Raw genomic sequence first — 14,672 nt, 5'->3', positions numbered from 1 at the left:
GGGGTCAGATTCCTTCCTGCTGGGGGGCGGCACTTGCGGCGAGCTCGGCGCGGACGGGCGCAAGCCGAGCGGTGAGTTCGGCGAGTTCAGCGTGCGCGGAGGCGGTACGCGCCTCTTCGCGGGCCTTGAGGGCGTCAGTGAACTGGTCGAGGAACCCGGGCTCCAGGAGCGCAGCCGTCACCTGCTCAACGACGCTGGCGGCCGGGGCTTGGTCGTGGGCGCGGCCGTGCTCGGGCTCGGGTTCGCCGGCCGGGGGCTGACTGGTGGCGGTGACCTCGTCGATGACTAGGGCGGCGGCGGTGAGCGCGAGGTTCGACCGATCGATGACCGTGGCGGCTGTGAGCGGGGAGGAGTGCCCGGGTACCGGCACAGAGAGCACGGCGCGGAGCTGCCACCGCCCGTCGGCGCCCTGCGTCATGTGATATGAGGGCTGGCACGCCTGGAACACAGTGCGGTCCCACGGCGACAGCCAGGGCGCGGCAGCACCGCTGAACCAGAGGCCGCCTTCGTTCATGCCGACGGTGACCACCGCCGCGACGGTGCGGGTGTCGTCGAACTGGCAGACCGACGTTTCGCACTCGTAGCCGTCGCGGTGATGGCCCACGTTCATCGTCATCGCACCCGCGCGAACCTCGCTGTCGTCGTCGAGACGGAACCTGCTCCGAAGGAAGTGGGACAGGTCCAGGCCACGCTTGGCGAGCTTCTCGATGGTGACCTTCCGGCCGTGCGCGGCGTGCGGTACGCCGCGCTGGGCGACCCACCCGTAGGCACGGCCGTCGACGATGTGGACGCCTCCGCTGCCCGGGGGCAGTTCCTCTGGGGTGGGCTCACGGAACCAGGCGGCTGGCATCGGCTTCTCGGACTGCATCGCCTGCCAGGCGGACGCGACAAGTTCGGCGCCGCGCTCGTCGTACAGGGCGTCGAGGGCTGCGGCGGCCGTGGCCTCGTCCGTCCAAGGCGGGGTGAGTGTCGGGTCGTCGAAGTCCTTCGCGAGCTTGGCGTACAGGTCCTCGACCCGGGCGCGTATCTCCTTGCGGTCGTCGTCGGGGAGGTCGACGCCGCCCAACGAGCCTTCGAGAACAGCGGCGACGGACAACACGCCGTCGGCGACGATCTCCAGGCGCTGCGTGGAGCCGTCGGTGAACACGTCGGCGAAGGGCAGCTTGTAGGCGCCGACCGTGGCCGGGTCCTTGTCGGGGTCGCGGTAGAGGAACGCTTGGGCGAGCTTGTCGGGGTCGACGTTGCCCCGGTCGTCGGTGGCCCAGTCGAGGATGCGCGTACCGGCCTTGCTCCCGTCCCAGGCCGCGTCGCGGTCGTCGTGGACCGGCAGGTCGAGGTCTCCAACCGCTGCCGCGGTGATCTCACCCTCGGGGAGGGTGGATGCGCCGACGTAGAGGCCTCGGGCGATCCGTACGACGCTGCCCGCCTCCAGGGCGCGGTTGAGGTGGGCGTGGACCTGGTCGAGGCTCATGCCGAGCTTCTGGGAGAGGTGGCGGGGGCTGACCGGTGTCGGGGAGGTGCGCACGTAGGTGACGACCCGCTCGTGGCCGTCGCCCGAGGACGCCACCAGCACGGGGGCGGATGCCGTCTGCTCGTCGATCGGGTCGAGAACGATGCGGGCCTTGGAGTAGGCGGGCATCGCGACGAGAGTGGCGCCGCGCAGCCGGGCCCGGGTGAACCGTATGAGGTAGTCGCCGGACTTCTCCTCGTGGAAGACGACGCCCTCGCCGGGGTCGGAGTCGCCGGCGGCCGCGGTGATCTGGTCGCCGAAGACGCGGCGGGCGGTCGCGGCGGTGATGGTGCCGCCGGGGCTGGTGAACAGCATCACTGAGCGGGCGCTGTGGGCCATCTCAACGCCGGAGGCGGTCCAGTCGGCGCGGCTGCGGGCGGTGATCATCCACGCGCCGTCGGCGAGGCGCATGACGCTGGCGGACGCGAACGACGCTTCCAGGAACGGCGGCCCGGCATCTGCGTCTTCGGGGTTGGCGGTTGTGTCGACGAGTTGCACGTCGGCGTCGTCCAGGTCGACGGACACCCCGAGCGGGGCTTCCTGGTCGAGGAGCAGCGCCGCGTCGTATCCGGCGGGCTGCGTCAGGTACAGGACGCCGCTGCCGGTGATGCGGTTGCCTTCCCGGCCGAGGGTCTGGATGGCGCCTGCGAGTTCGGCGCCGTGGTGTCCTTCGCCCATGGCTTCGGCGTACTGGAGCGGCCACGGGCCGGAGCCGTCCCAGTAGAGGGCGCTGGGGGCGAACACGCGGCCGTCGCCGGTCTGCTCGTTCTCGAAGGCGAGCGCGGCACCGTCCGGGGTGGACCAGGTACGGACGGGCGGGGACGGTGGCGCTTCCTCCGCCTGCGTGGGTGTGGCCATGGGGGGCTCCTCCTCTGGGGGGCCGAGCGGGATGTCGTGGTGGTCGTCGGCGAACGAGACGCGGATCCGGTCGTAGGTGATCGGTCCGAGCCGCTCGCACATCGGGTCGAACGGCCACGTGTCGGCCGAGTAGGCGCCGGTGACGTGGGCGACCCACGGCGAGTGCTGGACCGGTGTCTCCGGCCGCTCGTGGGTGTCTTCGAGGGCTTGGACGGCGAGGGCGCGGGCGTCGTGCAGGTTGGGGCCGTCGTGGTCGCGGTCGTCGCCGATAGCCCACACCCAGGCCGGGGAGTCGGAGTCGGGGTTCCAGTGGTTCACGCCGAACGCGCGGGCGACCACGGGGCCGGTCAGGTCGGCGGCCTGGGCGCGGATGTTGGCGACCAGTTCGTTCTGCTGGTCCTCGGTCCACTGGGCGGCGTCGTCGCCGAGGAACCACAGCGTGCAGTGCAGCTCTCCGGCGTCCTCGCCGTCGGGGAGGGCGAGGAACTGTGCGTCTTCGTCGCGTGGCAGAAGCGCGATCATGCCGCCCATGAGGTGACTCCCATCTGCTGCGGCCGTCTCTTCCCTTGGGTTCCGTGGATCTGAAAGATCGGCCGATGAGGGTTCCTGAGATTCGTAGGCGGAAGCCTGCTGTTCTGGTGCGAGTCGCAGGATGCACCGGCAGTTGACGGTGAGCTCGGGCGGCGCGGTCGGGTCGCCGGGGTAGGCCATGGAGACGCCGGCGACGGTGAATGCCTCGTGGAGGAGGCGGAGTTGCCCGTCGACGTCGTCATGTGCGTCGCGGACCGTCGTGTCGTGGCGGGTCTGCCACTGCTTGACGAGGGGGCGGCCTTCGCCGGTGAGGTCTTCGGCGGCGGCGAGGGTGGCGGCGTTCCACGCGCGGGTGGACTCGGTGCGGGCGACGCGTTCCTCGCGGGTCTCGCCGAGCTGGGCGCCTTCTTGGGAGAACAGGGCGCGCAGCCGGGTCCGGAGCTGGGCGATGTCCTCGCCTGCGTCGAGGCCTGCGGCGAGCTCGGCGACGGCGGCCTGGGTGAGCCGGTCACCGATGGCGCGTAGGAGGTGCTCGGTGTCGGTGACGTACGAGCCGAGGGAGGCGGGCAGGTCGTCGCCACGGTCGTGGCGACCGGGGAGGTCGTCCCAGCCGTCGGGTAGTTCGGCGTCCACGTCGCTCGCCGCGTGCTGGCCGGCGGTTTCGGCTACGCCGAGGAGACGGCGCACGATGCGGGGCACACGCTGCGTCCACATGTGGCCGATGCGGGCGAGGGAGAACCGGGCGGCGACGATCTCTGTCGCATCGGCCAGTTCGCCCGCTATCTCGGCGGCGACGTCGTCCAGGACGGCGCGCACCTCTTCGGCGAGGGTCTGTTCGGCCGCGGTGAGCGCGTCGAGCGGGTCAGCCACGGTTCACCTCCGGGTCGTCTGGGTCGTCGCAGATCTCGCAGATGGCGACGGTGGTCACGTACGTCACGCCGGTGGGGAAGAGCGCGTACACGTCGACGGCGAGGGCTGTGTTGGCCTTACAGTCCGGGCACCACTTCGGCCGTGGCCGGCTGGTGGCCACGGTGACGGTGACGCGCGCTTCCCTGCTGTTCACGCGGCCTCGGCGATGCACGGGGCGCGCAGTACACGCGCCGTGTCCTCGTAGGTGTGCGGGTGCCGGGCGGCGATCAGGGCTCGCGCATAGTCGTCGAGGACACCGGCCAGGCAGTCGGGGTTGAGGCCGTAGCGGCGGGCGATCTCGGGGACGCGGGCCCAGGCGCCGTCGAGGAGATGCCAGGCGTCGACCATGTCCGGCTCGACGGGGAACACGGTGTGGAGCTCGGCCGGGACGATCTCGCGGGCGCGGGCACGCTCGCTGCGGGGGCAAGCGGGCTTGTTCCGCAGGCGTTCCCCGGCTGCTTGGAGGGCGGCCCAGATCAGCCCGTCGACGGCGGCGAGGACGCGTTCGGGCTGGACGGCGGCGGCGGGGAGGGTGTCGGGGATGCTGGTCGTCTCACCAACGGGCAGGGTCGTCACGTTGCTCGGCGTCTCCTCGTCATCGTCGGCGGGCGCTTGGTCGGCGTTGCGGTTCGGGGTGGCCTCGTCGGCGGTGGGGGCGTCGGCTTCGTCGAAGCCTGTTTCGCGGCGCGCGGCGGCGGCGGAGATCAGGCCGGCTTGGAACGCTTCGAGCGCGGTCTGGGCGCGGTTGGCCTGGACGCGGAGCTGGCTGGTGTCATACCAGACGAGCCACTCGTCGGGGTCTTCGACGGCCTGGTCTTCGAGGAGGGGTCGCAGCCACTGGGTGGTGAGGGCGTGGCAGACGATCGCCAGGCGGGGTTCGACGCCGAGGCGGACCGCTTCAGCGGAGATGGCCCACGCCGACCAGTGGTTCGCGTCCGACAAGCCCAACAGGATTTCGGCCGGGACTTCCAGACCGTTCGCAAAGCGGCGGATCGCCTCGTCCCGCAACTTCAGGGCGAGCTCGTCGAAGTTCGACTCGAACGACAGCCACTTGATGTCGCTGATCACCTCGGCCGGGACCTCGAGGATGATCGGCACTGTCGCCGCCGCGCTGTCGGGTTCACGGATCGCGGTGGAGGCGACCTCGAGGAACACTTCAAGCAGGTCATCCTCGGCGTCGCCGGCCGTGCCGGGCGAGGTGGGGAACCTGGTGCCCTTGGGTACGAGGAGGACGCCCCGGCCGGTGATGCGGGACCGGGCGATGGCGGCGACGGCCGCGTTGAGCAGCTGGAGCTCTTCGAGGAGGACGAGGCTGGAGCGGACGGGGCTGTCGGCCTCAATGTGCCGGTCCGGGGACGGCTTCCACACGCGTATCGCGATCGGCGCCATCGGGTCGGGTTCGGCGTTCGGGTCGTACGGCGGGATCGGTATGTCTTCGCCGTCGACCTCAGCGGTCAGCTTCCCGCCGCCCTGCTGCTTCACCTCACGCGTGGACAGGACCCGCCAGTCGTAGCCGTCGATCGCGTTCGTGTCGTCGGCGGTGGGCCGGACGACGATCCAGCCCTCACCCGCGACGACCAGGTGGGGGCCGAAGTCGCCGAGGAGGTTGGACTGCCCGTCGGGGCCGCCTGCGATCTCGCGGACGATCTCACTGGCCGGGTGGTTGTCGGGGGCCCGTTCGATCGTGCCGTCGTCGGCGCGGCGCCCTGCGTACAGGGTGACGCCGGACATGGCGTTGCCCACCCACGTACCGGCGAAGCGGACCTCGGGCACCTCTTTGAAGAACCGCCACGCCTCTTGCTGCCATGAGGTGTCGGTTCGTCCGGCCCTGCTGTTGGTGGTCTTGACGCTGTAGCGGGAGGCCGCCGCGGTGAGCTGACGAGGAGACACGGTCACCCGCTGAACGTGTCGTCGCGGCGGTTCAGGAGGGCCTGCACGCCGGCCACCGCGAACCATTCGATGCCGTGGACGAGCCACGACGCGTTCCCCCAGCTGTCGGTGGCGAGGAGGTAGACGAGGAGGGTCACGCCGGAAAGCCAAAACCCGAGACAGTAGATGCAGCTGATCAGCTGCATCACGAACGCACGGGGCTTCGAGCCGAGGTTGTTTGCGTGCCAGGCGGCGCCGCGCTCGCGCGGGCCGTCGAGGAGCGAGTCATGGACCCCGAGCTGGGTCGCCCGGTATGAGGCGAAGCCGAGTAGTGCAAGCACGGGCAGAGAGATCACAGGCCGCCTCCGTCAAGATCCCAGGTCAGGAACGGCGGTAAGGATACTGCGCACAACTGCGTGCGTAGTGCGCGTTGGTGTGTGGTCAGCCGATGCGGCGCCCGTACGCCGACGCCGCACCGCCCGGCCGGCCGCCCGCCTGGCCGCCCGGCTGCGGGGCGGTGGGCAGCGGGGCGTGGACGATGGCGCCTGCGTTGGCCTCGGGGATCAGGCCGTACACGAGGATGCAGGAGGCGTCGATACGGCCGGGGCTGTCGGGGTCCGTGGACTGCCAGGTGCTCCACTCGCGTTCCATGTCGGTGAACACGCCCCGGAAGCGGACCTTGTCCTGAACCATCTGCTGGGCGATCGGCTCCGCGCGGAGCAGCTTGCCCTGCTTGGCGCGGACGGGGGCGATGGCGGGCATCAGGACGTTCTTGGGGATCTCCCCGTCGTTCTGGAGCTTCTCCCATGACGTCTGGATGGCGAGGACGCACATGTCGCGGCCGAAGTTCCACTCGACGTAGATGATCGACGCGTTCGTGCGGTGCGCGAGCCGGCACGCCGCAGTGGACCAGTCGGCCGAGGACATAGCTGCGGAGACGTCGTCGGTGATCCATACGCGGCCGTCGTCGCCGAGGAATCCGCCGATGACGCCGGCGACGTCCCGGCCGCCACCGGAGGGGTCGATGGCGACGGCGATCTTCTGCGGCTCCACGACGGTCGTGGTGTCCCGCAGCAGGCGCAGCAGTTCCTCCGACACGAGCGCTCCTTCTGCGGGCTGGGGGTCCCCCTGGTAGAGGGCGTGCCAGTCACGGACGATCGATGTTGCCTTCTTGTTCGCCCACCACCCGCGCAGCCTTGCCACGTTTCGGCTGGCGATCTTCGGGTGGGGCAGCGGCTCGCCAGGTTCGCGGCCGAGCGGATCGGGCCCGAACTTCGGGTCGGCGACCGCGGGGAGGTGGATCACCTTCCACCGGCCGCCGTCCTCGATGCGGCCCTCTTCCTGGATGCGGCGCCCCGCGAAGTCGTCGGGGTGCCACCTGGTCTGGATCACCACGACGGCGCTGCGGTCCGGCTGGAGACGCGACAGGGCGGCCGACGAGTACCAGTCGTGCAGCGCCCGGCGGGATGCCTCCGACTCGGCGTCGGCGCGGTCCTTGTGCGGGTCGTCGATGATCAGCAGGTTCACCGTGTGGCCGGTGAGGCCCTTACCGACCGACACCGAGCGGACGCCGCCGGCCTTGGTGACTTCCCAGTCCTGCATCGCCCCCGATCCGGCGCGCAGGTACAGCTCCCACTCGTCGCCGAACTCCTCGACGTACGAGCGGATCTTCTTGCCACGGCGCAGCGCCAGGTCATCGCCGTACGACGTGACTGCCACCCGGTCCATGGGGTAGGTGCACAGCCACCAGAACGGGAACCACTCGGCCACGGTGGTGGACTTGCCGACCTGGGGCGGGGTCAGGATCAGCAGCCGGTCCTGTTCACCGCGCCCTACCTCGGCGAGAGCCTCACCGATGATCTTCAGGTGCGGGCGCATCCGGAAGTTGCGGTCGAGGCCGCGAGCGAGCGTCACCGGATCACGCAGCAGGTCCGCGCTCATGGCGCGCCGCGCCGCCTCCAGTTGCCGGTAGACCTCCTGGTCGTCCAGGTGCTCCAGTTCGTCCACGGCCACCGTCACGGGCTATCCCTCCTCGTCCTCGTCGTCTCTGCCGTCGACAGCCTTGATCCGCTGGTTCACCGATGCCGCCAGTTCCCCGAGGCGGGCACGCCGCTGCTCCGGCGACATCTGTGCGAAGTCGGCGAAGTGCTGCGCCAGCGCACCTGTGCCCTGCCCGGTAACGGCGATCGTTTCCGTGGGGTCGCCGAACAGGACGCGCCGGTGCCGCATGGCGACGTCCATCAGCCGGATGAAGTCGCCGGCCGATAGCTCATCGGCGCGCAGGCTGCCGAGCCGCTGGGCGAGCTTGCCGATGGCCGCGCCGAGGATCTTGGCGTCGGTCTCGGCCGCCTTCCGGCGCTCCTCCAGCCACATCGCCTCGTACTGCCGGTCCAGGTGCCGGTCGTACGCCTCGACCCGCTCACGCCACCGGTACTGGGCGGCCAGGTTCCTCACGTGCCCGTACGCGAGTGTCAGCCTCTGCGCGGCTTCGGTCAGGGTGCGGGTCCTGCCGATGTCCCGGTAGGTGACGAACTGGCCGTGTTTGTGGGGGGTCTCGTTGGGCTGACGTTCCCACGGGTCCAGGTCCGGGGCGAGGGTGATGGGTGGGCGGGTGCTCATGCCGCTTCACTGGGGACGTGGTTGGGGCCGGAGAGGTACTCACCTGCCAGGCGTTCGAGGAGGCGCCAGCCCTGCCCCTGCTCGATCTCTCCGCGTCCTTCTGCGGCTGCGATGGCTTTGTTGATGGTGACGGCGGCGGGTGCTGGGAGTGTGCGGACACCGAGGACGGTCTCGAGTCCCACGTGCCCGGTGTGGAGGTGGGTGCCGTCGGGTGCCGTGTAGCCCTCTTGGAGCTCGTCAAGGTGGCGTTCGACGATCGCGAGGATGGCGTGGAGGGCGGTGGCGACGTTGCCGACCTTGTGGGCGGCGTGGGTGGAGGCGAGCGTGTCCAGGGTCTGGTTGTAGTCGGCGCGTGCGGCGAGCCAGCTCTCGTTCTGGCCGAGGCGGGCCTGCTCGAAGGCTTCGCGGGCGGCTTCCAGCTCCATGGGCAGGAAGATCAGCGAGACCGTGGCGAAGTCGAGGTTCGCTTCGGAGAGGCCTTCGGGGCTGACTTCGGCGAGGAGCTGGAGCTGCGCGTCGTCCAGGCCGGAGTAGGCCCGCCAGTCCACGTCCTCGATCTGGTCGTACAGCTGCTGGAGGGTGGCCGGGTCGTCCTTGCCGGTGATGGCGTTGTGCGACAGCTGCCGGGCGATGAGCTGGTCTTTCTCCTGCGGGTCGTCGATGAGCAGGCAGGTGATCTCTTCGAGGCCGGCTTCCACGGCCGCGTCGCAGCGGTGGTTGCCGGAGACGATGAGCTCGGCGCCCTCGGCGTATTCGCCGGCCCCGTAGATGAGGGGGACGCTGGTGAGGCAGCCGTCCTCCCGGATGTTCGCTACGAGCCGGTCGTACTCCTCCTTGGTCTGGTAGTGCGCGTTGACGGCGAGGCGGGTGAGCGTGCGGGGGTCGCGCTGGACGAGGCGGGGCCGGATGCGCTTGTCGCTGGTGCTGGTGGTCATCGCATGTCCTTGCCGTGCTTGGTCTTCCACAGGGTCAGGGCTTCGTTCAGGTCGTAGGTGCCGAGGGGTCCGCCGTACTGGAGCTGGTAGCGGTGGATGCCGTCGCCAGGGTCCTTGCTGCTCGCCTCGGTGCGCTTCTGGAGCCTCACGCCGGGGATGCCACGCCCGTACTTCGCGCTGTTGGGCCGGTCAGTGAACGCCGTTGTCGCCCAGCCGTCGATCCGCTTGGACAGCGAGCGCTGGATGAGAAGCTGCGCCTCCTTCGTGGAGGCCGCCATGACGATGAGCTTCGCCAGGCGCCGGTAGCGGGTCCACGACACCGGGAAGTCCGACATCAGGTAGGCGGTGTTCGGGTCGAACTTCGGCGGCAGATAGGCGAAGGCGCCGATCAGCTTGCCGTCGACGGCGACCCCACACGCGATGAGCGGGCTGCCGGGCTTGATCGTCTTCGACATGAACTGGGAGCGAATCGCGGCGAACTGGCCGCCGGTGAGCATGTGGATCGTCATGCGGTCGCCGAGTTCCTCGCCCTGCCCGATCTTCGGCATGGGGATCGGCTCGACGGGCTGGCGGGGCCGGACGATGCGGCGCGGCCCGGAGGCGGCGTACACGTAGATCGGGAGGCCGCGGTTCGCGGTCTGGACGACGCCGGCCAGCTTGTGGCGCAGCTCGGGGCGTTCGATGTGCAGGCCGAGCACCCAGTTGGGCCGGTCCTGGACCTGCTCGATGATGCGTTCCTTGCCGTCCTCGGTCAGCTCGTCGAACGACGGCTCGGGCCAGTCGAAGGCGGCGTCAATCGGCGCGAACTGGGCCTGATAATCCGAAGCGTAGAACGGCGGGAACATCACCACGGGGGCATCGGCGGGCACCTCGTGGTCGAGGTAGTCGCGGACGTCGCCCGGGGAGAACGAGCCGAGGCGGGTTTCCAGGTTCCGCAGCTTGGTGGCGGTCTTGTCGTGCATCCGCTCCCACTGGTCGCGGGTCGCGTCCATCATCCGCCGGTAGTACGCGCCGTCCTTGCCGACGTACTGAAGGAAGCGGGTGCCGAGCATCAGGGTGGCGAGGAGGTCCGTACGGTCCTCCAGATACGGCTTGAGCCAGCCCAGGGACTCCTCGTACTCCTCGCGCAGGGTGTAGCTGAGGTCGTCCCCTGCGAGGTACCAGCCGAGGGCGCAGCTGTAGGCCTGGATGTCGTTGCCGTGGACGCGCCGCTCGTTGCCGAACCGGGCGTGCAGCACGCGCTCGATCGTGAAGTTCCCGGAGCAGCCGACGTAGATGTCCTCTCCGAGCCAGGTCCCGGCGTGCTCGTAGATGATCGAGCGGAGGGGCGCGGGTATCGAGCCGTGGAACATGAGACCGCTCCTTGGTCGTCCGTCTGAGGCGGGCGGAGATGGTAGCCGAGCTGCGGCTTTCTCCCGGGACCAAGGATCGGCGGGCATGCGGAAGGCCCCCGCCCTGGGGTGGGCGAGGGCCTTCACTTGGAGCGTCGGCCACGACTTGAACGTGGTCCTGCCCCCTGGAATGGGGGCCGTGCGGCGGTTACACCTCCGGCGCCTGCCGGTCATCGCTGCTGCTCAGGGCAACTGGTCGACGATCAAGAGCGTACATCACTTGCCCGAAGGAGAACTTCTCTAGAACTAGAGCGGACGCCCGTCCTTCATGATGGTCCACATGTAGTACCACTTTTCTCCGCGAAACTGCTTCCTCCTCGTCTCGCGATACCTCTCATATAGGTTCCCGATCCCTTGATTGCTCATTCCTGTGGCAGCCACAAGGGGGAGCAATTTGGGGTCCTGCACTGCCGTGAGCGCAACCGTGACCGTGCATAGAGTAGCGCCGGAACTGGCCCACCATCTCGCACGAGAGGCAACACCCATCTTCGCGTCGACCTCTGCCACTCCGCCCTTAATCTCCTCCTCCAAGGCGGCTAGCCTGGTCGCTGACTGCGTATTCTCGATAGCATCGTCCATCTCCAGGAGCTTCTGACGCAGGTGATTCTTGAACGCAGAATAGGAGTCAAACTCATTCGTCGTAATCTTACTGAAATCTCGCAACGAAACGCCGTCGATGTAGGGGATCTCCATTTCGAGGATCGGTCGGATCACCTTGCTTTTCACGGGCGTCGCTCCGGAAGCGTCAACAGCCCGTCTGTCCTTGACGAGATAGTCAACCGGACTCCGGAAGGACGACTGTGTAGTCCACCCGAGCGTGCCCGATGACGTACTCCTGACATAGGGTGGTAAAAACCAGAGCAGACCGGCCTTCATGAGTTGTTCGGAGTCCAGAATCCACCTGCCCAAACCTTCTAGATCGGTGCAGCGCATTCCGTACTCCGCATGATGAGTTATCGGGACACCATAGCTTGCACCATCTGCAATACGGTGGGCCTCAGTGTATTCTCCCAGTTTTACATATTCCCCAGTACTGTCTTGGGACAGCATGAGCGTGTCGGACACCAGAATCGCCTTCTTGGTGATGGCGACAAATTCCAGTGGGTCGACGTTAAGGCCGATATAGAATCTACTTCTGTCCTTCTGTTTGGCATCAGCCAAGGGCCTGCTACCGTCCCCATAAACAGCGAGCGCGTATTTCATGGCCGTAGCGCTTGGGGCTGCACGCTCTTCTTTGGTGAGGTCCTCGAAGAAGGACTCGTGCAGCTGTGCAACCTGGTTTGCGGCACCCTGGGCTGCCTTACGTCGCCTCATGAGCCCATGATCCATGGGCGGAAGCGATCGGTCGAGTCCGTCGGCATCCAACTCCCGTTCGAGCAAGGCCACATGGCGACGGTTGCCCGCCGAGTTGGCGTCCTCCGAGTTACACAGGCCAGACTGGCGTGACCCCAGGAGGGGGGTTCCCGTTGGCGGAGGCTCGGCGACCGGTGGGCGAGCGGGCCTCCCCGCCTGACCGCGCCCCAAGCCGCCTCGCGAGTGAGACGGAAAGCAACCCTTGGGAGCCGACGGGAGGGCCGTAGTTTCGCCTGTGACCGCCTCGTTGCCGAGGCTTGGGGTGGTGGAGGGCTCGGGGGGTTGAGCGGCTTAGACGGGCTGGAGGCCGGGGAACAGGTCGAGTTGCTCCGCCGTACGGTCCTCGGTCTGCCGGTCAGGCTGCGGCTGCTGTTCGAGGTGCTGGGCGGCCGTCCACTGCCACCAGTCCGCGGGGGCCTTCCGGGGCTGGCCGGACAGGATGAGGTGGTCGGCGCGGACGTCGTGCACGGTGCCGTCGAGGATCAGCCACACCTCGGACTTGGGGAGGCCGGGCCGGGTGACCATGGCGAGGTGGTGGATGTCGCCCCAACCGGGGTAGAGGCCGCCGGGCTCGACCCACGTCCAGGTGCCGGGCTGGATGTCGCCGGGCCCGGCCGGGGTGTGCTGGTACGCCGGCTGCGGCCACTTCGGGCGGCGCGGCTTCTTCGGGTAGTAGTGGCTCGGCGGGTAGCGCGGGTAGGCGTCGCGGTAGGTGCGTAGGTCGGCGGCCTGCTGACGGACGACGTCGGCCGCGGTGTAGCAGCTCGGGCCGACGTGCCAGTTCCGGGGCCCGTTCTTCTCCCAGTAGCTGGGGGCGCCGCAATGGCACTGGTTCTGGGTGAGGTAGTCGGCGGCCGTCGGGCACGGCCAGGGCGCGGAGCAGGCCCGGCAGGTCCAGCCGTCGGCGATGCTCGGGAGGTGGGCGTCGGGCAGGCGGAAGGGGCGCATCGGGGTTCTCTCTCTGGATGCAGGTGAGGCCCAGGACAGAGCGCCTTGAGCCTCGTGGGTGTCTGCTGCTGGTCAGTCCTGGGGAACCAAGTCGCACGGCCAGCACGCGGTCAGCCCGTGCTTGGCGTAGATGAGGGCGCCCGCCTCGTTCTCGAACTGTGCGGCGCCCTCGATGTCGTGGTCGCACTGGTGGTGGAGAACGCCGATCCTGGTGGTGCGGAGGGTGACCCCGTCGGCCTCTCGGATCACGTACGGCTCTCCGCCGTCGGTGTCGCGCACGTGGTAGCTGTCCGGGCCGTCGCCCTCGGCGGGCTCGATGCGGTCCAGGACGGCGATCACGGTCGGGGCGATGACGAGGGTGACGCTGCCGGTGGTCTCCACCGCGTACGGGGTGGCGGTCTCGCTGGTGGTCATGGGATGCCTTCCGGGTGGATCTGGTTGGATCGGGGCAGGGCCGGGGAACGCTGCCTGTTCCCCGGCCCGCTGCTGGACGGATGGCGGTCAGCTCTGCACCGTCGGCTGGTCTGCGCGCGTCTCCGGTGCGGCCAGGATGTGAACGTTGGACTCGGTGCCTCCCGGGCGGGGGCCGGAGCAGATGTACTCGCCCCACTCGTCGTTCACGCGCTTACCGGTCCCGTCCCAGATCAGCAGCCGGTGGCACTGGGCGCAGGTTCCGGCGTCCTCCCCCGGTGTTCCGTGCGGCCGTTCCTCGGCCGCCGGGGCCCCCTGCTCCTGGTCCTGGTCCTTGTTGAGGTCGGCGGGCAGGGCGACGCGGAGCGTGTGGGGATCGTCGAGGGCCTGCTTCCAGTCGGCCGCGAGGAGCGGGGCACCCGTGTGGGCGAAGGAACGCATGTCGAGGAGCGTGTCCCGTACAAGGGCACGGGTGTGGCCGCTCAGCTTGCCGTTCGTGGCCTCGTCGTTGAAGCGCCAGATCGTGCTCTCGGCGTCGTGCACGGCGGTCAGGTCGGCTGCCCTGACGCTGACGGCCGTGGCGGTGGGCAGTTCTTCGCGGATCACGTGGGCGATGAGGAGCAGGCCGCGGTCGAGGACCTCGCGCCGCTTCAGGCCGGCCTCTCGGTAGGCGTCCTCGAAGTACTCGCTCCAGAAGGCTTTGCTGGTCATGTGGGGTGGTTCCTTCCGCTGGTGGGGTGGTCGGGGTGTGGGGCCGGGGGCGCTGCCTGCCCCCGGCCCCGGATGGTGGTCAGGAGTTGGCGCGGTCGAAGGCCTGAAGGACCCGCACGGCCTGGTCGACGTTCTCGACGCTGTAGATGCCGATGTCGGCAGCATCGATGTCGCTCATGTTGGCGTCGGGGATGAGCGCGGTCATGCAACCGGCGGCGATGGCGGAGCGGGCGGCTCCGTTGACGTCGGGCACGGGCCGCACCTGGCCGTCGAGGCCGAGTTCGCCGATGAACGCGACCTCGGTCATGGCGTTCGGGCTGTAGTGTCCGGCCGCGCCGAGGATCGCGCAGGCGATGGCGAGGTCGTGCGTGCTGTCCAGGGGGCGGCCGGTGACGGTCTCGACGGTGACCGTGACGCGGCCGGTGGGCCAGTCGTAGCCGCCGTTGATGATGGCCGCGCGGATGCGGTCCATGGTCTCCCGCTCGTAGCTGACGCCGCTGATGGTGAACCAGTTGGGGCCGGGGCCGACCGTCGCGTGGATCACGGCGGCGGACTCGCCGGAGGCGCGCACCATGGCGCGGCCCTGGCCCGGGGTGTTCTGCTCGGCGGGCCAGGGCCGCGCCATGG

At 69.1% G+C, this 14,672-nt stretch carries 13 protein-coding genes; all 13 read right to left on the bottom strand.

Features of this window, described 5'->3' with window-relative positions; translation table 11 throughout:
• Positions 1 to 4 precede the first annotated feature (4 nt).
• Complete coding sequence (locus tag CCN51_RS19530) at positions 5 to 3,769, bottom strand: phage minor head protein (protein ID WP_086859868.1); 3,765 nt, start codon at positions 3,767 to 3,769, stop codon at positions 5 to 7.
• The gene (locus tag CCN51_RS19525) at positions 3,762 to 3,962 is read right to left on the bottom strand and encodes a hypothetical protein (protein ID WP_086859866.1); all 201 of its coding nucleotides are present in this window, start codon (positions 3,960 to 3,962) and stop codon (positions 3,762 to 3,764) included. The genes CCN51_RS19530 and CCN51_RS19525 overlap by 8 nt, the downstream gene beginning before the upstream one ends.
• Positions 3,959 to 5,698, bottom strand: coding sequence for a hypothetical protein (locus CCN51_RS19520; RefSeq protein WP_086859932.1), 1,740 nt, complete (start codon positions 5,696 to 5,698; stop codon positions 3,959 to 3,961). The genes CCN51_RS19525 and CCN51_RS19520 overlap by 4 nt, the downstream gene beginning before the upstream one ends.
• Positions 5,699 to 5,700: 2 nt before the next feature.
• The gene (locus CCN51_RS19515) at positions 5,701 to 6,033 is read right to left on the bottom strand and encodes a DUF1360 domain-containing protein (RefSeq protein ID WP_086859864.1); all 333 of its coding nucleotides are present in this window, start codon (positions 6,031 to 6,033) and stop codon (positions 5,701 to 5,703) included.
• An 85-nt stretch (positions 6,034 to 6,118) separates the two neighbouring features.
• Positions 6,119 to 7,696 (bottom strand): terminase large subunit domain-containing protein, encoded by a 1,578-nt coding sequence (locus tag CCN51_RS19510; protein ID WP_086859862.1) that lies wholly within the window; start codon positions 7,694 to 7,696, stop codon positions 6,119 to 6,121.
• A gap of 3 nt (positions 7,697 to 7,699) precedes the next feature.
• On the bottom strand, positions 7,700 to 8,296 hold the full coding sequence (locus tag CCN51_RS19505) for a hypothetical protein (protein WP_086859860.1): 597 nt from the start codon (positions 8,294 to 8,296) through the stop codon (positions 7,700 to 7,702).
• Complete coding sequence (locus tag CCN51_RS19500) at positions 8,293 to 9,231, bottom strand: ParB N-terminal domain-containing protein (RefSeq protein ID WP_086859858.1); 939 nt, start codon at positions 9,229 to 9,231, stop codon at positions 8,293 to 8,295. The genes CCN51_RS19505 and CCN51_RS19500 overlap by 4 nt, the downstream gene beginning before the upstream one ends.
• Complete coding sequence (locus CCN51_RS19495; RefSeq protein WP_086859856.1) at positions 9,228 to 10,583, bottom strand: putative antirestriction adenine methyltransferase; 1,356 nt, start codon at positions 10,581 to 10,583, stop codon at positions 9,228 to 9,230. Before CCN51_RS19495 ends, CCN51_RS19500 begins: the two co-directional genes overlap by 4 nt.
• Before the next feature lie 285 nt (positions 10,584 to 10,868).
• Positions 10,869 to 12,008 (bottom strand): hypothetical protein, encoded by a 1,140-nt coding sequence (locus tag CCN51_RS54385; RefSeq protein WP_143675843.1) that lies wholly within the window; start codon positions 12,006 to 12,008, stop codon positions 10,869 to 10,871.
• Between the two features lie 258 nt (positions 12,009 to 12,266).
• Positions 12,267 to 12,923, bottom strand: coding sequence for a hypothetical protein (locus CCN51_RS19480; protein ID WP_086859850.1), 657 nt, complete (start codon positions 12,921 to 12,923; stop codon positions 12,267 to 12,269).
• A 72-nt stretch (positions 12,924 to 12,995) separates the two neighbouring features.
• Entirely contained in the window at positions 12,996 to 13,337 is a 342-nt protein-coding gene (locus tag CCN51_RS19475) for a hypothetical protein (RefSeq protein ID WP_086859848.1), read from the bottom strand.
• 87 nt (positions 13,338 to 13,424) lie between these two features.
• Positions 13,425 to 14,045: a hypothetical protein gene (locus CCN51_RS19470; protein ID WP_086859846.1), complete on the bottom strand. Its 621-nt coding sequence runs from the start codon at positions 14,043 to 14,045 to the stop codon at positions 13,425 to 13,427.
• 79 nt (positions 14,046 to 14,124) lie between these two features.
• Positions 14,125 to 14,672: magnesium chelatase domain-containing protein (locus tag CCN51_RS19465; RefSeq protein WP_086859844.1), on the bottom strand; the 548-nt coding region annotated here is incomplete at its 5' end.

Source organism: Streptomyces milbemycinicus, from assembly GCF_002154605.1.
Lineage (GTDB): Bacteria > Actinomycetota > Actinomycetes > Streptomycetales > Streptomycetaceae > Streptomyces > Streptomyces milbemycinicus.
This window is presented reverse-complemented; position numbering and strand designations above follow the sequence as displayed.